The organism is Collinsella sp. AF31-11 (assembly GCF_003475605.1).
In the GTDB taxonomy this organism is placed as follows: Bacteria; Actinomycetota; Coriobacteriia; order Coriobacteriales; family Coriobacteriaceae; genus Collinsella.
The window spans coordinates 69,411-88,999 of the sequence record NZ_QRQS01000012.1 but is presented as its reverse complement, the minus strand read 5'-3'; the positions used below and the strand labels follow the sequence as shown (position 1 = coordinate 88,999).

At 63.0% G+C, this 19,589-nt stretch carries 18 protein-coding genes; 10 read left to right on the top strand and 8 right to left on the bottom strand.

What is annotated here, in order from left to right:
- Nucleotides 1-126 precede the first annotated feature (126 nt).
- The 7 genes from hypE to trxA all read right to left on the bottom strand — a co-directional run bounded on the left by hypE (nucleotide 127) and on the right by trxA (nucleotide 6,852).
- Nucleotides 127-1,161 carry a hydrogenase expression/formation protein HypE gene (hypE, locus tag DWZ22_RS08595; RefSeq protein ID WP_118238423.1) on the bottom strand — a complete coding sequence of 345 codons (1,035 nt, stop codon included), beginning with the start codon at nucleotides 1,159-1,161 and terminating at the stop codon, nucleotides 127-129.
- An 81-nt stretch (nucleotides 1,162-1,242) separates the two neighbouring features.
- Nucleotides 1,243-2,358 (bottom strand): hydrogenase formation protein HypD, encoded by a 1,116-nt coding sequence (hypD, locus tag DWZ22_RS08590; RefSeq protein WP_118238424.1) that lies wholly within the window; start codon nucleotides 2,356-2,358, stop codon nucleotides 1,243-1,245.
- On the bottom strand, nucleotides 2,358-2,618 hold the full coding sequence (locus DWZ22_RS08585) for a HypC/HybG/HupF family hydrogenase formation chaperone (protein ID WP_055250830.1): 261 nt from the start codon (nucleotides 2,616-2,618) through the stop codon (nucleotides 2,358-2,360). The genes hypD and DWZ22_RS08585 overlap by 1 nt, the downstream gene beginning before the upstream one ends.
- Nucleotides 2,619-2,749: 131 nt before the next feature.
- A complete protein-coding gene (gene hypF / locus DWZ22_RS08580; protein WP_118405916.1) occupies nucleotides 2,750-5,434 on the bottom strand; it encodes a carbamoyltransferase HypF in 2,685 nt (894 codons plus the stop codon).
- A gap of 103 nt (nucleotides 5,435-5,537) precedes the next feature.
- A complete protein-coding gene (gene nikR / locus DWZ22_RS08575) occupies nucleotides 5,538-6,050 on the bottom strand; it encodes a nickel-responsive transcriptional regulator NikR (protein WP_233539312.1) in 513 nt (170 codons plus the stop codon).
- Nucleotide 6,051: 1 nt separating this feature from the next.
- Nucleotides 6,052-6,300, bottom strand: coding sequence for a hypothetical protein (locus tag DWZ22_RS08570; RefSeq protein WP_118098164.1), 249 nt, complete (start codon nucleotides 6,298-6,300; stop codon nucleotides 6,052-6,054).
- Between the two features lie 231 nt (nucleotides 6,301-6,531).
- The gene (trxA, locus tag DWZ22_RS08565) at nucleotides 6,532-6,852 is read right to left on the bottom strand and encodes a thioredoxin (protein ID WP_117735375.1); all 321 of its coding nucleotides are present in this window, start codon (nucleotides 6,850-6,852) and stop codon (nucleotides 6,532-6,534) included.
- Between the two features lie 136 nt (nucleotides 6,853-6,988).
- Between trxA and DWZ22_RS08560 the strand changes: the two genes are divergently transcribed.
- The 5 genes from DWZ22_RS08560 (at nucleotide 6,989) to DWZ22_RS08540 (ending at nucleotide 11,591) form a co-directional block, all read left to right on the top strand.
- A complete protein-coding gene (locus DWZ22_RS08560) occupies nucleotides 6,989-7,564 on the top strand; it encodes a hypothetical protein (protein ID WP_118405915.1) in 576 nt (191 codons plus the stop codon).
- Between the two features lie 158 nt (nucleotides 7,565-7,722).
- Entirely contained in the window at nucleotides 7,723-8,748 is a 1,026-nt protein-coding gene (gene nadA, locus DWZ22_RS08555) for a quinolinate synthase NadA (RefSeq protein ID WP_118405914.1), read from the top strand.
- A 57-nt stretch (nucleotides 8,749-8,805) separates the two neighbouring features.
- A complete protein-coding gene (locus DWZ22_RS08550; protein ID WP_233546480.1) occupies nucleotides 8,806-10,182 on the top strand; it encodes an L-aspartate oxidase in 1,377 nt (458 codons plus the stop codon).
- 3 nt (nucleotides 10,183-10,185) lie between these two features.
- Complete coding sequence (gene nadC / locus DWZ22_RS08545) at nucleotides 10,186-11,046, top strand: carboxylating nicotinate-nucleotide diphosphorylase (protein WP_117763358.1); 861 nt, start codon at nucleotides 10,186-10,188, stop codon at nucleotides 11,044-11,046.
- On the top strand, nucleotides 11,046-11,591 hold the full coding sequence (locus DWZ22_RS08540; RefSeq protein WP_117763359.1) for a transcription repressor NadR: 546 nt from the start codon (nucleotides 11,046-11,048) through the stop codon (nucleotides 11,589-11,591). The genes nadC and DWZ22_RS08540 overlap by 1 nt, the downstream gene beginning before the upstream one ends.
- A 242-nt stretch (nucleotides 11,592-11,833) precedes the next feature.
- On the opposite strand, the gene DWZ22_RS08535 is transcribed toward DWZ22_RS08540, so the two are convergent.
- A complete protein-coding gene (locus tag DWZ22_RS08535) occupies nucleotides 11,834-12,019 on the bottom strand; it encodes a DUF362 domain-containing protein (RefSeq protein WP_006235216.1) in 186 nt (61 codons plus the stop codon).
- Nucleotides 12,020-12,524: 505 nt separating this feature from the next.
- Between DWZ22_RS08535 and dnaK the strand changes: the two genes are divergently transcribed.
- The 5 genes from dnaK (at nucleotide 12,525) to DWZ22_RS08510 (ending at nucleotide 19,453) form a co-directional block, all read left to right on the top strand.
- Nucleotides 12,525-14,414: a molecular chaperone DnaK gene (gene dnaK / locus DWZ22_RS08530; RefSeq protein WP_117793941.1), complete on the top strand. Its 1,890-nt coding sequence runs from the start codon at nucleotides 12,525-12,527 to the stop codon at nucleotides 14,412-14,414.
- Between the two features lie 2 nt (nucleotides 14,415-14,416).
- Entirely contained in the window at nucleotides 14,417-15,259 is an 843-nt protein-coding gene (locus tag DWZ22_RS08525; RefSeq protein WP_118405913.1) for a nucleotide exchange factor GrpE, read from the top strand.
- A gap of 107 nt (nucleotides 15,260-15,366) precedes the next feature.
- The gene (locus DWZ22_RS08520) at nucleotides 15,367-16,332 is read left to right on the top strand and encodes a DnaJ C-terminal domain-containing protein (protein WP_118273226.1); all 966 of its coding nucleotides are present in this window, start codon (nucleotides 15,367-15,369) and stop codon (nucleotides 16,330-16,332) included.
- 71 nt (nucleotides 16,333-16,403) lie between these two features.
- The gene (locus DWZ22_RS08515) at nucleotides 16,404-16,820 is read left to right on the top strand and encodes a heat shock protein transcriptional repressor HspR (protein WP_118405912.1); all 417 of its coding nucleotides are present in this window, start codon (nucleotides 16,404-16,406) and stop codon (nucleotides 16,818-16,820) included.
- Nucleotides 16,821-17,152: 332 nt separating this feature from the next.
- Nucleotides 17,153-19,453, top strand: coding sequence for a hydratase (locus DWZ22_RS08510; RefSeq protein ID WP_118405911.1), 2,301 nt, complete (start codon nucleotides 17,153-17,155; stop codon nucleotides 19,451-19,453).
- The last annotated feature ends 136 nt before the right edge of the window (nucleotides 19,454-19,589 follow it).

Sequence of the window (19,589 nt, the reverse complement as noted above, 5' to 3'; positions counted from 1 at the left end):
CACGTGTGCCCCGCTCATTTCCAGGGTGAACATTTGGCTCGCTCAATCTTGGGGTGGCAGCGGATCGGGCAGGGCGGGACGACGGCCTGGTGGCGGAGCGAAGCCGCGCCGGCCGGCGCTCGCCCGCTAGCAAATCCTCGGCAGCTGCTCTCCTACGAGCATGTCGAGGATACGGGTCGAGCCCCAGCCGGTGCGCACGCGCACGGCGGGACGGGCGCCCTCGGCAAGCGGCAGCACGCGACCGATAATCGCGGCGTTTTCGCCGTAGCGCGCGGCGCGCATGGCCGTCAGTGCGGCATCGGCCTGCTCGGCCGGCACCACGGCAACCATCTTGCCCTCGTTTGCTACCTGCAGCACATCGTAGCCGAGCATCGCACATGCCGCCTGCACGTCGGGGCGCACGGGCACAGCATCCTCGTCGATCTCCATGGCAACGCCGCTGGCCTGGGCAAACTCGTTGAGCGTGGATGCCAGACCGCCGCGCGTGGGGTCGCGGAAGCAGCGGGTGTCGGGGGCGGCGGCGAGCACGTCGGCAATCAGATGATTGAGCGGTGCGGCGTCGCTTTCGATGGTGCTCGAAAACGCCAGGCCCTCGCGCTGGCTCATGATGGCGATGCCGTGGTCGCCTAGCGTACCCGATACCAGGATGGCGTCGCCGGGCCGGCAGTTGGCACCGCTGAGCGTCACGCCTGCGGGCACCTCGCCCACGCCGGCGGTATTGATGTAGACGCCGTCGGCACCTCCACGCTCGACCACCTTGGTGTCGCCGGTGATTATGGACACGCCCGCCTCGCGTGCTGTTTCGGCCATGGTCTGCACAATCTGGCGCAGCTTGTCCATGGGATAGCCCTCTTCGAGGATAAAGCCGCACGAGAGGTAGCGCACGTTAGCGCCCGAGGTCGCGACGTCGTTGACGGTTCCGCATACGGCGAGGCGGCCGATATTGCCGCCGGGGAAGAACTGCGGCGTTACCACAAAGCTGTCGGTCGACATGGCGATTCGCCCGCTTGCGGGCAGCGCGGCGACACCAGCATCGTTGCCCGCAAGCAGCTCGGGCGACCCAAAGGCATCCAGAAAGACCTCATCGATAATGCGCTTCATCATCTGGCCGCCGGAGCCGTGGCCCAGCAGGACAGTGCTATCGGTGGCAGTACGGGACATATCGAAAACTCCAATCGTGGGTGGAATTATATGGGTGAGGCGCAGCGTCGACCGGTCCGCCGTTCGTTAGAACGGCGGAACCTAATAGTCGCGGTATCTAAAGTACGCCGCGCAGCTGCCTTCGGAGCTCACCATGCAGGGGCCGACGGGGTGTTCGGGCGTGCAGGTGCGGCCAAACAACGGGCAGTCGCTCGGCGTGATGGCACCGCGCAGCACGTCGCCGCAGCGGCATCCGCGTGGCTCGACCGCCGGTTCAATGGGCACGTCAAAGCGGGCGCCGGCATCAAAACGCGCGAATTCTGGTCGGATGGAAAGACCCGAGTTGGCAATCGGTCCCAGCCCGCGCCACGTGGTGTCGCACGGTTCAAATACCTGCTCGACCAGCTGGCGCGCCACGGGATTGCCGTCTGCATTGACGCCACGGCGGTAGGCGTTGTCGATTGCGGGCCTGTGCTCGACAATCATCTGGACCAGCATGCAGATGCCCTGCAAGATATCGACCGGCTCAAACCCGGTGACTACGCCGGGGGTCTCGAACTCATCGACCAAAAACCCAAAGGGTGCCAGGCCTGTGATGGTAGCGACGTGACCAGGCAGGATAAAGCCGTCGATGGTCGTCTCGGGGTCGTTGGAGATCGCACGCAGAGCCGGCGGCGTGGTCTTGTGAGCACAGTAGACCGAGAAGTTCTGGAGCCCGCGCGCGTCGGCCTCCAGGATAGCGGCGGCAATGGTGGGCGTTGTGGTCTCAAAGCCGACACCCATAAAGATGACCGGGCGTTCGGGATTTTGCTCGGCAATGTCGAGTGCGTCGAGCGGAGAGTAGACGATGCGGATGTCGCGCCCCGCCGCCTTTTGCGCGGCAAGCGAGGTGGACGATCCGGGCACGCGCATCATGTCGCCAAAGGTGGTGATGATGGCACCGTCCATGTTGGAAAGCGCGATTGCGTGATCGATGTCGCGGTTGGCGGTGACGCAAACGGGGCACCCCGGGCCGCTTAGCAGTTTGAGTCCCGTCGGCATAATGGAGCGAAAGCCATAGCGGCCAATGCTCACGGTATGCGTACCGCAGACTTCCATAAGGTTGATGCTGCGGTCGCCGACAAGCTCATGAATACGATCGATGAGCTCGCGAGCCAGCTTGGGGTCGCGAAATGCCGAAAAGTCGATACCGGAGCGAACCGGCTGCGCCGCCGCCACTAGTATGCCTCGGCCGGGTTGGTGGCGAGCTGGTCCTCTTCGGCCAGCTCGGTCATGGTATTAACGAGCTCGAGTGTCTCTTGGGCTTCCTGCTCGTCGACAATCTGGATGCCAAAGCCGGCGTGCACGAGAATGTAGTCGCCTACCTGTGCCGTCGGCACGAGGCGCAGCGAAACGGGGCGCTCGATGCCCATCATGTCGACGGTCGCCTTAAGGTCGTCGTCGCGTTTGACCACTTTACCGGGAACGGCAAGGCACATAATGTTCCCCTTTTATACGTTTTGCGCTGGATAGGCGCTTAATTACCCATCAGATGATGGTAGCGCTCGCGGGAGTCACGAGCAAACGCGTTACACCTGTGAGACGGCGGCGCGCAGGCTGGCAAAACAGCCTATCGCAACGCCGTCTGCGCGAGGCGAGCGCGCGCGATGGCGGCCTGACCGTAGGCGATGCAGCCGTCGTTGACGGGTACAGCGTGGGGGACCAAAACGGCAAGACCGACGTCTTTGAGTTCGTGGGTAAGGAGCTGAAGCAAAAGTCGGTTCATGAACACGCCGCCCGAGAGCGCGACGGTATCGATGCCCTCGCGCGCGCAGATTTCGCGTGCGATTCGTGCCGAAGAGCGCGCGATGGCGATATGGAACCCGAGCGCGAGCCGGTCGGCGGATTCTCCGGTCTCGATTCTGCTCAAAAGTGCCTCAAAAAGTGGCTTGGGGTCCAGAACGAAAGGGCTGTCCGAGGCAGCCTGGACAGTTAGTTCAGATACGTATTTTTTAGAGCGGCTCTGGGTGGCAAAAGTCGTCTGTGAGGACTCAAAATGGGTCGATTTGGGGCCTGTGCCGGGTGCGCTTGTCGCAAATAGGGTGTCCGGAGAGCCTTTTTTGGCAAAATCTGAGGCAAAAATGCCAGATAGGGGGTTATTAGTTAATACGTATCTGAACAAACTGTCCAGCGACGTTGAGACGGATGCCGATACGCCCGCCTGATTGCCAGCGAAACGGCTGATTTCGCCGTCAAGCGCGCGCCAGGCGGCGGATTCGAGTTCTATGGCGGGTTCGCCCTCGTAGGTTGCCTTGTCGCAGATGCCCAGAATCGCTGCCGCGGCATCAAAGAGACGCCCCATGCTGCTGGTACGCGGGCTGTTGATACCGCGCTCGATCATGGTGGCTGTCACGCTGCGCGTTTGCTCGTCGAGGCTGTCCAAAAGCCGAGCGGTGCCTGGGTGCTCGAGTAGGCAAAGTTCGCTGAGCAGGGCAAAGGCGTTGCGTCGAGCGTCGCGTACGGACGCTACGCCACCGGGTAGGGCCCAAGTGCGCAGATGCGCTGCGCGCTCAAAGTCAGCAAGGTCGGCGACAAGAAACTCGCCGCCCCAAATGGTCCCATCGGTGCCGGCGCCGGTGCCGTCAAAGGCGATGCCAAGGACACGCGCGTCGGTTGTAAGCTGGGCCGCGGCGATAGCCTCGACCATTACGCTTGCGATATGCGCATGATGGTGCTGCACCTCGACGAGCGACTGATTGCATTTTCGTGCCTGCTCGCGCGCCCACTGGCTCGATAGATAGCTGGGGTGTAAATCGCAGACCAAGGCGGCGGGCGCCAAGTCAAAGAGATCTTCCAAGCGCGTGCGCGCGGCGTTCCAGGCATCGAAGGTCTTGCCGTTTTCAACATCGCCGATATGCTGCGATACAAAACAGGTAGCCTCGCCGTTCGTCCCTTCACGTGTAAGCGCAATCGTAGCCTTTTGTTGTGGCCCGCAGGCGAGCACGCAGGACGGAGCGCCGTCGAGCGCCGGCAACGGCAGCGGCTGGGGTGCATATCCGCGAGCGCGGCGAATGGGCATAATGGCGCCGTCGACCACGCGCACCACGGAGTCGTCGTAGCGCGAGAGGATTGCGCGGTCGTTGCCGAGCAACGCGTCGGCGATGCCGGCGGCAACGAGGTGTTCCCAGGCAAGATCGTCGTCGGTCTCGATGGGCTCTTCGCTCAGGTTTCCGCTGGTCATGACAAGTGCGCGCATGCCGCGCGACGCGGTTGCGGCGAGCAGCAAATGCTGAAGCGGGGTGTAGGGGAGCATAACGCCAAGCTCGGGCAAGTCGTGCGCGACAGATGACGCGAGCTCGATGGCGTCGGGCGAGCCATGGGAGTCGTTGCCGGCTGCACGGCGGTGCAACAGCACAATGGGACGAACACTGCCAGCCAGCAGGTCGCGCTCAACACTATCGATATGACACAGACACTCGGCGTCGGCAAGACCGCGCACCATGACGGCAAGCGGCTTGTTGCTGCGACGCTTGCGACGGCGCAGTTCGCGCACCGCTTGTTCGTTGGCGGCGTCGCATGCCAAGTGGAATCCGCCCAGGCCCTTGATGGCGACGATGCCGCCGCCGGCCAGCAGCTCGGTGCAGCGGTCGATGATCGCATCGCTGGCCTCGCGCGTGGAGCCGATAGCCGGCGTTGCGTCGACGGCCGCTGGCACCACGCCGCGATCCGCCTCACGCCACGTAATGTGCGGTCCGCACTCAAAGCAGGCATCGGGCTGCGCATGAAAGCGCCGGTCGAGCGGGTCAGCATACTCTGCGGCGCAGGTGGGGCACATAGGAAAGTGATCCATCGACGTGGCCGCTCGGTCATAGGGCAGCGAGCGGATGATGGTAAAGCGCGGCCCGCAGTTGGTGCAGTTGATAAAAGGATAGTGAAAGCGCCGGTCGGCGGGGTCGAACAGCTCACGCAGGCAATCGTCACAGGTGGCGATATCGGGCGAAATGAGCGTGGTGTGAGCGGTTTGATCTTGCGATGCCACAATGCGAAAGCCCTGCTCATCGGCAGCGCTCCAGTCGCCAGGCTCCAAATCCGCAATATAGACACGCTCCACGCGAGCCGCCGCAGGCGCATGCTCAGAAAGCGCGGCAACAAAAGCATCGAGCGCATCGACCGGAGCGTGCGCCTCGATATGCACGCCGTCGCCCGCATTGAGCACCCATCCGCAAATGCCATGCGCCATGGCCTCGCGATACACAAACGGCCGCATGCCAACGCCCTGCACAATGCCCGTCACATGAATATGCACATGCCGCATGCGACCTTCCCTCATCAAAACCTACCAAAAAGGGACAGGTTTATTTTGGTAGGTAAAACTTCTAAATCTGCCAAAACAAACCTGTCACTTTTTGGTAGGTGCGCTACAGCCCCAGGCTCTGCCTGGTTGCGGCACACGTGAGCTCGCCGTGCTTAACGCCGCGCAGGCCCAGCAGACGGTCGGCCAGCTCGTAGACGCGCTCGCCGCGACCCTTAAGCGCCAGAATCTCCAAGCAGTTGTGGTGATCCAGATGCACGTGCATGGTCGATACGATCTCGTCGGTGTAGTCGTGCTGCACCTCGTCCAGACGGCGCGTCAGATCGCCGGTGTGATGGTCGTAGATCATGGTGAGCGACCCGATAACATGCTCATTGGGCGTGCGCATCTGCTCCTTGGCGATCGATGCGCGAATCAGGTCGCGCACCGCCTCGGAGCGGTTGGCCACGTCGCCGCGGCGTGCGATTTGCTCGTCAAAACGGCGCAGCAGGTCGTCGGGTGCGGTAACCGAAAAGCGGACCAGCTCGGAGCCGGAGCCACTACAGTGGCAGCCCGCGTCACCGTCCGCCCCGTGCGGATGCACGTGCTCGTACCCGCAGCCGTGCTCGTGTTCGGCCACCTTACACCAGCTTCACGGAGCCGACGGAGTTGTGGTCGGCCTCGATGGCCTCTTCGTAGCCCTCGAGTGCGTCGTGCGCCTCGTGCAGCGCGGCCATGGCGGCCTCGAGCTTGGTGCCGATGCGCTCCATGTCAAAATTCTCGGTCGCATGCAGCAACTGATGGCTCCACTCATGAGCGAGCTCGATGGTGTCGTCGACCTGCTTGACGCTCATGGCAAGCTGGCTCATGTTCATTCCAACATCATGCATGGGAAATCTCCTTTTGTATGGGGCAGTTCAGTGGTTCAGATTTTACTACGCCCGCTCTGCGCGCAGCTGCATAAGAAAACGGGTACGAGCCTATGCGACCCGCACCCGTTCACTGGGGGCTGTTTGTGACTACCATACTATCCGTGGTCGCGGGCGCAGCACCCGGATCTCCGGCGAGCGGTGCAAAAGCGCTCATGGACGGCAGACAGACGGCAACATGTAACAAGCGTATTACAGGTGCTTCTCCAGCAGCGCCTGCAGCCTCGCCTTGGGCAGCGCGCCGACCGAGCGGTCAATCTCCTCGCCGTTCTTAAACACAATCAGCGTGGGGATGCTCATGACGCCATACTTCATGGCCAGGTCCTGGTTGTCGTCGACGTTGCATTTGGCAACGGCAAGCTTACCCGCCAGCTCGTCGGCAACCTCGTCAACGATGGGCGAGAGTGAGCGGCAGGGACCGCACCACGGTGCCCAAAAATCGACCAGCACGGGCAGGCTGTCGTTAACGACGGAATCGAAATTCTCGGGGGTAATCTGCTTAATGTCAGCCATGGTGACCTCCATAATGTGACGCGGCTCAGCCGCGTAAAACTCAGTACGACCGTGCTTATACCCAGCCGCCCGCAAAGCAACCACTCGCAGGCGGCTCTTTTATATAATGGTTGGCACGCAAACGATTGGAGAGCGCATGTCCACGTCACAAAGCCAGAAAAAAGAAGCCATCGCCCAGGCGGCTGAGCAGGAGCTCACATCGCTTGCGATCCGTGGCGTGCGTATCGCGGGCAACGCGTGCTCGCCGATCGTACTGGTCAAAGGCGATTTGGACGATGCCGAACGTTTGGGTGGCGAGCTTGCCGCCGGCCCGGATGGCGCGGCGTTGCGCAAGGCGCTTGGGGCCATCGGCTACGCGCCCGAGGATTTTTGCGTGCTGGCAAGCGTCGCCGGCGCGGGTGACGGAGCGGTCGCGGTGGGCGAGACTCTGCCGTGCGAGCTGTTCCGCGAGGCGCTTGAGGCCTTGGACCCCGAGGCGGTGCTACTGCTCGACAACAACGCGGCTGATGCCATGCGCGAGACCTACGCCGATATGCTCGTGGCGATCGATGACTTCGATACCGCCATGCTCAAGCCCGGCCTGGTCGCCCATGTGCAGGGCCGCCGCGTGCTCGCGCTCGACGGCTTTGAGGCGGCACTCACCGACAAGGCCGCTAAGCAGCGCATGTGGGCCTACATCAAGCAGCTGACTCCGGCGGCCGCGCCGCTGTAACGGTCTAGTTGGCCCATAGTCCCGATTACGGGCGACACGGGTACGTCCATCATTGAATTTTAATTTCAACTTTACACCTAGGTTTACAGCTGTCTTGTCAGCTGTAAACCTAGGTGTCATACTAAAGCCCCAAGATTCGCCAAAAGAGAGGGGCCTTGATGGCACAGAGCGCGAACATGGATGCATCGGAGCTTGCACGCGATATCGCGGCCGGCCTAGCATCGGCAACGACGGCAACGGAGCGCGCGGCATTGGTGCCCGCAGAGCTCGTCGAGGCCATTCGGCAACTAAAAACCCAACGCGACGCGGTGATCTTGGCACACTATTACGTGGCGCCCGAGGTGCAGGCCGTAGCCGATTACGTCGGCGACAGCTTCTACCTGGCAAAGCTCGCCAAGAGCCTGCCGCAGCAGGCCATCGTGCTGTGCGGCGTGGAGTTTATGGGCGAGAGCGCCAAGCTGCTCAATCCCACTAAGACCGTGCTGCTGCCCGAGCCAGGCGCGGACTGCCCCATGGCTCACATGGTCAAGCGCGAGACGGTCGACGCCGCCCGCGCCGAGTATGGCGACGACCTGGCCGTGGTCTGCTACGTCAACTCGACGGTCGAGATCAAGAGCTGGAGCGACGTGTGCGTCACTAGCTCCAACGCCGTCAAGATCGTGTCCGAGCTGCCGCAGCAGCACGTCCTGTTTATCCCCGATCAAAACCTGGGCCGCTTTGTAGCCGAGCAGGTGCCGCAAAAGCACGTCATCCTCAACAACGGCTACTGCCCGCGCCACCATATCATCACCGTCGATCAGATCGTCGATGCGCAAGAGGCGCATCCCGACGCGCTCGTGCTGGCGCACCCCGAGTGCAAGGCCGATGTCCTTGCCGAGGCCGACTACATTGGCTCCACCGCCGGCATCATCAAGTACGCCGAGGAGTCGGACGCGAGCGAGTTCATCATCGTGACGGTCCGCGGCGTGCTCTACGAGCTCGAGCGCCGCTGCCAGGGCACCGGCAAGAAGTTCTACTTCCCCGCGGTGCAGCCCACCTGCGTCAACATGGATCTCATCACGCTCGAAAAGCTCGTGCGCTGCCTGGAGACGGGCGAGGGCGAGGTGCAGATCGGCGTGTCGGACGAGGCCGCCGAACAGGCCAAGCTCACGCTCGACCGCATGCTCGAGTACGCAGCGCGCTAGAACAATGCGGCATGAGGGACGGTCCCTTATGTCACATTAACAAGGGAGAGGATTCCTGTGGAAACCAAACAATACCCCGACATGGAGTGCGATGTCGTCATTGCCGGCTGCGGCGTGGCAGGCCTGTACGCGGCCCTCAATCTGCCGACGAGTGCGCGCGTGATCATGCTCTCCAAGGGCGCGGTCGACGAGTGCGATTCGATGCTCGCTCAGGGCGGCATCTGTGTGCTGCCCGAGGGCTCGGACTACGATGCCTTCTTTGAGGACACCATGCACGCCGGCCACTACGAGAACCGCCGCGAGAGCGTAGACATCATGATCCGCTCGAGCCGCTCGGTCATCAACGACCTGCTGGCCATGGGCGTGGATTTTGAGCGCAAGGCCGACGGCGGCCTCGACTTTACCCGCGAGGGCGCGCACAGCCGCCCGCGCATCGCCTTCCATGCCGACATTACGGGCAAGGAGATCACGACCAAGCTGCTCCAGGCCGTCCGCAAGCTGGACAACGTGCAGATTTTTGAGCACGTGGCCATGACTGACATCCTGACGGCCGAACGCGATGGGGCCACAGTGTGCACTGGTGTCGTCGCTGTTGCCGTGGACGAGGGCGATTCGGTCCGCCCCGCCGACGAGCTGGTAAATGCCACCGAGGGCGTGCATGCCGGCGAGCCGTTTAAGATCCATGCCCGCCACACGCTGTGGGCGACGGGCGGCATCGGCGGCGTATACGACCACTCGACCAACTACCCGCAGCTCACCGGCGATGCCTGCTATATTGCTCAGGAGCATGGCATTAAGATGGAGCACCTGGACTACGTGCAGATCCACCCCACGGGGCTGTTCTCGCCGCAGCCGGGTCGCACCTTCCTGATCAGCGAGAGCTGCCGTGGCGAGGGCGCGATTTTGCTCAACGCCTCCGGCGAGCGCTTTACCGACGAGTTGCAGCCGCGCGATGTGGTCGCCGCCGCTATTCGCGAGCAGATGAAGCTCGACGGTACCGAGCACGAGTGGCTGAGCTTTGCCCCCGTCGAGCGCGACGTGGTGACCGGGCACTTTGCCAACATCCGCGCGCGTTGTCTGGAGGACGGCCGCGACATCTTGGACGAGCCCATTCCCGTCACGCCCACGCAGCACTACTTTATGGGCGGCGTGTGGGTCGATAAGGACGGCCGCACCTCGATGCCCGAGCTCTATGCCGCGGGCGAGACAGCCTGCAACGGCGTTCACGGCAAGAATCGCCTGGCTTCCAACAGCCTGCTCGAGGCGCTGGTCTGGGGTCGCCGCGCTGCGTGGTACATGCGCACCGGCAAGTCGCTGGCCGTGGAGCAGGCGGGCGAACCCGCGCTCGATGGCCGCCATCGCGCTCTGAGCGCCGACACCCTGGCAATCGATGATTTGGCCCGTGCCGCCGGCACGCAGGCCGTGGAGGAGTAGACCATGAATCCCATTACCATGAAGCTCGTCGTCGATGATCTGATTCTGCAGGCTCTGCGCGAGGACATTACGTTTGAGGACGTGAGCACGGCGAGCGTGTGCCCCACAGCGCGTCCCGCTACCGTTGAGCTTATCGCCAAGGCCGACGGCATCATCGCCGGCTTGGATGTGTTTGCCCGCACCTTTGAGCTGCTGGATTCGCAGAGCTCGGTGCTGTTTGATGTTGCCGACGGTGACGAGGTGCACGCCGGCGACCATGTGGGCCAGGTGCGCGGCGATGCGCGCGTGCTGCTTTCGGGCGAACGCGTGGCACTCAACTACCTGCAGCGCATGAGCGGTATCGCTACCTACACGCACAGCATGGCCGCGGCGCTCGAGGGCACCAAGACCGTGCTTGTCGACACACGCAAGACCACGCCGGGCATGCGCGTGTTTGAGAAGGCGGCGGTCGAGATCGGCGGCGGCAGCAACCACCGCTACAACCTGTCGACGGCCGTCATGCTCAAGGACAACCACATCGACGCCGCCGGCGGCGTGACGCGTGCGATCGAGATGGCGCGCGCCCATGCATCGTTTACCACGACGGTCGAGATCGAGTGCGAGAACCTGGACATGGTGCGCGAGGCCGTGGAGGCCGGTGCCGATATCATCATGTTCGACAACATGACCCACGATGACATGGCTGCCGCGATTGAGCTTATCGCCGGCCGCGCCAAGACCGAGTGCTCGGGCAACGTGGACGCCGACAACATTCGCGCCCTGGCCGACCTGGGTGTTGACTTTATTAGCTCGGGAGCGCTGACGCACTCCGCGCCGATCCTCGACCTCTCGCTTAAGCACCTGCGTCTGCTGGACGGTAAATAATGAACGCCCGCGAGCGTCGCCGTGCCATCATGGGCGTGCTCGAGGGAGCCAAAGGCCCCGTATCGGGCGGTGCGCTTGCGCGCGAGGTGGGTGTGAGCCGCCAGGTTGTCGTGCAGGACATCGCCCTGCTGCGTGCCGATGGGCACGACATCGTTGCCACCAATCGCGGCTACGTACTGCAGGAGGCTCCGAGCAGCCCAGCGGTGCCCACGCGCCTGGTCAAGGTGCACCATGGCGTGGAGCAGGCGGGTGACGAGCTCACGAGCATCGTCGACGCGGGCGGCGCCGTGCTCAACGTGATTGTCAACCACCGCGTGTATGGCAAGATCACGGCCGACCTGGACATTCGCAACCGTCGCGATATCGAGCGCTATCTGGAGGGTATTGCCAGCGGCAAGAGTTTCCCGCTGCTGACGGTGACGAGCGGCTACCACTTCCATCGCATCGCGGCGGAAGACGAGCGGACCCTCGACGAGATCGAGACTATGCTCAAGGAGAAAGGCTACCTCGCAGACCTTATGCCCTACGAGGGCGACCTATCGTAGCCGACGCTGCAAACGCCCCTAAGCGGCAATCTGACGTTCAATCGTCGGTCGCGTACCAAAGTACGCTTCCCTCCTCTTTCACGTCACCTTGCTCGCTTAGGGGCGTTTTCGCTGACTTATGCTCAACCTGCGGCGGTGCCAAATTAGTTATCCGCACAAACAAAATAAGGAGGCCTCCGCGGCGATGCGGAGGCCTCCTTATTGTGCACGGTGTACTTTTGAGTGTGCAAGTGGGGGAGTTGTTACTCCTCGACGATCTCGGTGATCGCGCCAGCGGGGCAAGCGTCCTGGCAAGCGCCGCAGGCGACGCAGGAGTCCTCGTCAGCGACGGTAGCGACGTCCTGGAGCTCCAGAACGCCAGCGGGGCAGGAGTCGACGCAAACGCCACAAGCGATGCACTCGTCGGCATCAATTACGGGATGAGCCATGGTAGTTTCCTCTCTGTTGACCGACGCTACAGGCGATGCGCGTCGGTTTGATTCGGGCAAAAACATACCACGGGAGCGACCGTTTGCAATACCCTCTGGCCGGCATCTTCATACCGTTCGCCGAGTATGCCGCGGCTTACTAAAAAACACGCAGGTGGGGTCGCCGAGCTGCGCAAATGTTAGCTAAAGGTGACTCAAAATATTGAGCGATTGAGCAAGTATCCTGCCATTTGTGGACGGGCTAGAAATGACATGCGGAGCTCCGGGACCCAAACCTCAGCCATCTCTACATAGATCTCAATAGATTTGCCGAGAACTCAAATAGCGCTTCTGCCTGCAATTTTGCGAACCTAAACTCTGAGCAATAAGAAATCTTATATGAATTGACTTAGATTTTGTATATTCCGGCCCATAAGGGGATACACTACATCCTGAAAGACAAGCCGAAGCACCGCGCGACAGACCGCCGAGGCGGCGCAAACGCACAAGAGAGAGGGAATTTCTAATGGGCAAGATTCTTGGTATCGACCTTGGTACTACTAACTCCGCTATGGCCGTCCTCGAGGGCGGTTCTCCGACCATTATCGTGAACGCCGAGGGCGACCGCACTACCCCGTCCGTCGTGGGCTTCCGTGCCGACGGCGACCGCGTCGTGGGTAAGGCCGCTAAGAACCAGGCTGTCACCAACCCCAAGAACACCGTGTTCTCCATCAAGCGCTTCATGGGCCGTAAGTACTCCGAGTGCACCTCCGAGCTCAAGACCGTGCCGTATGAGGTTAAGGAGGGTCAGGGCGGCCGTGCCGTCGTCGACATCGAGGGCAAGGATTACACCGCCGAGCAGGTGAGCGCCATGGTGCTCGCAAAGATGAAGGCCGACGCCGAGAAGTATCTGGGCGAGACCGTCACCGACGCCGTCATCACCGTCCCGGCCTACTTCAACGACGCCCAGCGTCAGGCCACCAAGGACGCCGGTAAGATCGCCGGCCTCAACGTCAAGCGTATCGTTAACGAGCCGACCGCTGCTGCTCTGGCCTATGGCCTGGACAAGCAGGGTTCCGACCAGCGCATTCTGGTCTTCGACCTGGGCGGCGGCACCTTCGACGTCTCCATCCTCGACCTCGCCGACGGCGTGTTTGAGGTTCTGTCCACCTCGGGCGACAACCACCTGGGCGGCGACGACTGGGATCAGCGCGTCATCGACTGGATGGCCGACAAGTTCCAGCAGGAGAACGGTGTCGACCTGCGTCAGGACCCCATGGCCCTGCAGCGTCTGAAGGAGGCCGCCGAGAACGCCAAGAAGGAGCTCTCCGCCGCCCAGCAGTCCACCATCAACCTGCCGTTCATCACCATGAACCAGTCCGGTCCGCTGCACCTCAACTACACGCTGACCCGCGCCGAGTTCGAGAAGATCACCCGCGACCTGCTCGAGCGCTGCAAGCAGCCTGTCACCAACGCCCTGCGCGACGCTAAGCTCAAGCTCTCCGATCTGACCGAGGTCATCCTCGTCGGCGGCTCCACCCGTATGCCCGCCGTCCAGGAGCTCGTCAAGACCATGACCGGCAAGCAGCCCAACATGTCCGTGAACCCCGACGAGGTCGTTGCCGACGGCGCTGCCGTCCAGGGTGGCGTGCTCACCGGCGACGTCGAGGGCATCCTGCTGCTCGACGTTACCCCGCTGTCGCTGGGTGTCGAGACCATGGGCGGCATCATGACCAAGATGATCGACCGCAACACCACGATCCCGACATCCAAGACCGAGGTCTACTCCACCGCTGCCGACAACCAGACCAGCGTCGAGATCAACGTGCTCCAGGGCGAGCGCGAGCTTGCCCGCGACAACAAGTCGCTTGGTAAGTTCCAGCTGACCGGTATCCCGGCTGCCCGTCGCGGCGTGCCGCAGATCGAGGTCACCTTCGACATCGACGCCAACGGCATCGTCAAGGTCTCCGCTAAGGACAAGGGCACCGGCAAGGAGCAGCAGATCACCATCTCCGGCTCTACCGCGCTTTCCGACGACGAAGTCGATCGTATGGTCAAGGACGCCGAGGCTCATGCCGAGGAGGACAAGAAGCAGAAGGAAGAGGTCGAGGTCCGCAACCAGACCGACAGCCTGTGCTACTCCACCGAGCAGACCCTCAACGAGCTGGGCGACAAGGTTTCCGCCGATGTGAAGTCCAAGGCCGAGGCCGCTATCGCCGACGCCAAGAAGGCGCTCGAGGGCTCTGACGTCGAGGCCATCAAGGCCGCTGGCGAGTCCCTGCAGTCCGTGGCCTACGAGCTGGCTCAGGTTGTCTACGCCGACGCTCAGCAGCAGACCGACGGTGCCGCCGGCGCCCAGACCGACGACGATGTGGTCGACGCCGACTACGAGGTTGTAGACGACGAGGACAAGTAATCATGTCCGCCCGTAAAGCTCGCACGGAGGCGGCTGCCGCCAGCGCCGCCCCCGTTGACTCTGAGGAGAAGGACGTGAAGATTCCCGTAGAGGCCGTAGACGATACCGAGGCCAACGAGGCCCCGGCCGCCGAGGCTGCCGAGAACCAGGTAGAGGATTCCAACAAGGAGGCGACGATGACCGAGGACGAGATGGTGGAAGCCGCTATCCGCGCCGGTGAGGAAGCCGCCGACAACGACTTTAAGCTCAAGTTCGAGCAGGCCCAGAAGGAGCTTGCCGACGTTCGTCATGAGCTCGATGCTGCGGCAGAGGCTCAGAAGGCCGCCGAGGACAAGGCAAAGGACGCCACCGAGCGCACCGCCCGTCTGCAGGCCGACTGGGAGAACTTCCGTCGTCGCACCGCCAACGAGCGCATCGCCGAGCGCGAGCGCGCGACCGAAAAGCTCGTAACCGCGCTGCTGCCGGTGGTCGACGATATCGAGCGCGCGATCGACCATGCCCGCAGCCAGGAGCTTGCCGACGACTTTAAGCAGTTCGTCGACGGCGTCGATGCGGTGCATGCCAAGCTGCTCGATGTGTTTGCGCACGAGGGCGTTGAGCCCATCGACCCCAAGGGCGAGGCGTTCGATCCGCTCGAGCACCAGGCCGTGGGTCGCGTCGAGGACGCGTCGCAGTACGACGAGACCGTCAACGACGTGTACCAGAAGGGCTACCGCATGGCGGACCGCATCCTGCGTTCCGCGATGGTGACGGTGACCTACGGTGGCGAGAAGCGCCCCGCACCGGAGCCCGAAGCGGCGCCCGAGGATGCTGCGGCCGACACGGCCGAGAGCACCGAGGAGTAATTGAGAAGGGCCCCGGGGCAACACCCGGGGCCCTTTCTGGCCTAGTGCCATATGAAAGCATGAGCCGCCGCCCGCTGGACGGTGGATGAAACAGGAGAGGAGCTACGATGGCTGCAGGCAAAACCTTCTATGACATCCTGGGCGTATCCAAGAGCGCCTCCGACAAAGAGATCAAGAGCGCGTTTCGCAAGCTCGCGCAAAAATATCACCCCGATGCCGGCGGTGACGAGGCCAAGTTCAAGGAGATCAGCGAGGCCTACGAGACGCTTTCGGACGAGAAAAAGCGCAAAGAGTACGACCAGATGCTCATGTTCGGCGGCATGCCGGGCGCGGGCGGCGCGTACGGCGGCGGCTACGGTGCCGGCGCCGGTGCGAGCGGCTGGGGCGATATCTTCGACAGCATCTTTAGCGGCAACGGCGCCTGGGGCAGCGATTGGGGCTCTGGCTTTGCTGGGGCTGCGGGTAATGCCGGTGCCGGCGCGGGCCGCAGTCGCGCGCGCAAGGGCGGCGACCTGTCGCTGACTGTCGACGTAACGGCCGAGGACGCGTTTCGCGGCGTGACGCACAAGGTCACCTACCGCATTCCCTCGACGGGCGAGCAGCAGACCATTACGGTCTCGGTTCCCGCGGGCGCCGTGGATGGCGGCAAGCTGCGCTACAAGCGTCGCGGCGAGTACGGCGTCGCCGGTGGCGAGCGCGGCGACCTGGTCGTGACCACGCACGTGGAGGAGCACCCGCTGTTTAAGCGCAAGGGCGCCGATGTGACCATGGAGGTGCCGATTTCGGTCTACGAGGCGGCACTCGGCTGCACGGTGGACGTGCCCACGCCCGGTGGCGCGACGGTTCGTCTGAAGGTGCCCGCGGGTACCCAGACGGGCAAGAAGTTCCGCTTTAAGGAAATGGGCGCGCCCGACGTTAAGCACCGTGGCCGCACGGGTGCGCTGCTCGTCGAGATCAGGGTGCAGGTTCCCACGAACCTATCCGATGACGAGCGCGACGCGATGACCAAACTGCGCGAGGCCGACACGCGCGACTATCGCGAGAAGGTCAACCGTTACAAGGCGACGTACTAGGGCGCCTGTGTGCCCGCCCGCGTCCGCGGGCTTATGATGTAGACGTGCGAAACGGAAAGGGGTCAGGTAGCATGGCCGATGACAATAGGAACAAACCGCTGTACATGATCAGCGTGGCGGCTGAGCTGACCGGCATGCACCCGCAGACTCTGCGCGTCTACGAGTCCAAGGGCCTGGTGAACCCCCAGCGCTCGGGCGGCAACACGCGCCTGTATTCGCGTGCCGATATCGAGCGCCTGGAGCTCATCAACCAGCTGACCGATGAGGGCATCAACCTTGCCGGCGTGGTGCGCATTCTCGATATGAAGGAGCGTGCCGAGGAGCGCGAGCGCGAAAACGAGAAGCTCCGCGCCCGCGTGCGCCAGCTCGAGGACGAGCTGCACGAGTACAAGATGCAGAAGAAGATCACCGCACTGGCCCCGCGCGATGGCTCGGTCAACCCCGAGCAAGTCATGCGCAAGTTACTGGGCACGGGCGGCGACCTGTAGTTCCGCCGGCGCCGCCGGGCACTCATTGGGGACGTACTTAAATGAGTGCCCACAGAATGAGAGTGGATAATCTCCCGTTTTGGGCCTATGTGCAGGCTCAAAGTGGGAGATTATCCACTCTCGCCATTTCGGCACTTGGGGACGTTCCTTTTCTGCCGGCATTTGGGGACACTCCTTGCGCCAAACCCGCCTTCCCGTCCCCTGCTCGCCCTATGCTTTACTGAGATAAAGTGAACGCGCAGATTCGTAGCCCACTCGCAACCGTTCTATGGCACGATATTGAACGAATGTATGCTATGCGCCCAAATCTTTTGGGCAGAGTGGGAGACAGTATGGTCAAGCTGTACGAGGACGGCATCTACCTGCGCCGTGGCAGCGAGGTTGTGCCTGCGGCCGAGGCTGCTGAGCGCGGTATTACGCAGACGCCCAAGGATGCCAAGCGTGGCACCATCGCGTATTCGATCCTTCAGGCACACAATACGTCCGGCGACCCCGAGGCGCTCAAGATTCGCTTCGACGCCATGGCGAGCCACGACATCACCTTCGTCGGCATCATCCAGACTGCGCGTGCCTCGGGCATGGAGCAGTTCCCGCTGCCCTACGTGCTTACCAACTGCCATAACTCGCTGTGCGCTGTGGGCGGCACCATCAACGAGGACGATCACGTCTTTGGCCTCTCTGCGGCCAAGAAGTACGGCGGCATCTTCGTCCCGCCGCACATCGCGGTCATCCACTCCTTTATGCGCGAGAACTTCGCCGGTTGTGGCAAGATGATTCTGGGTTCGGACTCGCACACCCGCTACGGCGCCCTGGGCACCATGGCCGTGGGCGAGGGCGGCGGCGAGCTGGCCAAGCAGCTGCTGCGCGACACCTATGACGTCGCCTATCCCGGCGTCGTCGCCATCTACCTCACGGGCGCCCCGCGCCCCGGCGTCGGCCCGCACGACGTGGCGCTCGCCATCATCCGCGCCGTCTTTGCCAAGGGCTACGTCAAGAACAAGGTCATGGAGTTCGTGGGCCCCGGCATCGCGAGCATGACGACTGACTATCGCAACGGCGTCGACGTCATGACCACCGAGACCACCTGCCTGTCGAGCATCTGGGCAACCGACGAGGACACGCACGCGTTTTTAACCATGCACGGCCGCGGCGACGACTACCGCGAGCTCAAGCCCGCCGATGTCGCCTACTACGACGGTTGCGTCGAGGTCGACCTGTCGAGCATCAAGCCCATGATCGCCCTGCCGTTCCATCCTTCCAACGGCTTTGAGATTGACGAGCTCAACGAGAACCTCGGGGACATCCTTCACGAGGTGGAGCTCGAGGCCGCTAAGATCGGCGAGGGCAAGACGCACTTTAGCCTGCTCGACAAGATCGTCGACGGCAAGCTGCACGTGCAGCAGGGCGTTATCGCCGGCTGCTCGGGCGGCAACTACGACTCCGTGGTCCAGGCTGCCCGCGTGCTCAAGGGCGCCAACACCGGCTGCGGCGAGTTCTCGCTGTCGGTCTATCCCACGAGCCAGCCCGTGGCGCTCGAGCTTACACGCCGCGGCTATATCTACGACCTTATGGAGGCTGGCGCGATTGTGCGCACGGCGTTCTGCGGCCCGTGCTTTGGTGCCGGCGACACGCCTGCCAACAACGGCCTTTCGATCCGCCACACCACGCGCAACTTCCCCAACCGCGAGGGTTCCAAGCCGGGCAATGGCCAGCTGAGTGCCGTGGCCCTGATGGACGCCCGCTCCATTGCGGCGACGGCTGCCAACGGCGGCGTCCTGACGCCGGCGACCGATCTGCCCGAGGAGACTTGGGACGAGGCCTGCGAGTACACCTTCGACGACGCTCCCTACAAGAAGCGCGTGTACTGGGGCTTTGGCAAGGCGGAGCCTGCCGACGAGCTGGTCGAAGGCCCCAATATCAAGCCGTGGCCTGCGATGGAGCCGCTCGGCGACGACATCCTGCTCAAGGTGTGCTCCAAGATCATGGACCCGGTCACCACGACCGACGAGCTCATTCCCTCGGGCGAGACGAGCTCCTTCCGCTCCAACCCGCTGGGCCTGGCCGAGTTTACGCTCAGCCGCCGCGACCCTGCCTACGTGGGCCGCTCCAAGGAGGTTGACGCTGTGGAGAAGCGTCGCGTTGCCGGCGAGTCCGCGGGTGACCTGTCGGTGCTCGATGTCGAGCTTGCCGGTGTGTTTGAGGCGCTGGCCGGCGCGGGTGTCGCGGCCGATGCCAAGGCGACCGAGTTCGGTTCCATGATTTACGCCAAGAAGCCCGGCGACGGCAGCGCCCGCGAGCAGGCCGCGAGCTGCCAGCGCGTGATCGGCGGTCTGGCCAACATCGTCCACGAGTACGCCACCAAGCGCTATCGCTCCAACGTGATGAACTGGGGCATGGTGCCCTTCCAGATGGAGGCCGAGCCCAACTTTGAGGTGGGCGACTACGTCTTTGTGCCGGGTATCCGCGCCGCGCTCGATGGCGACCTAAAGGACATCGCCGCCTACGTGGTGCGTGCCGACGGTGCGGTCGAGCAGATTGAGCTCTACATTGCCGATATGACGGCAGAGGAGCGTGCCATCGTCAAGGCCGGCTGCCTGATCAACTACAACAAGTTCAAGGCCGCTGCCGAATAACGCACTTAATTGTCCGCCCGGGGCTTACCCTTTCGCGCCCGCTCACGCGTATCGCGAGGGTCGCGTTCGGGAAAGGAAAAGCCCCGGGCTACATTTCCGCGCTCTCGTTGGGTCTTGAGGGACGCTAATAAATAGA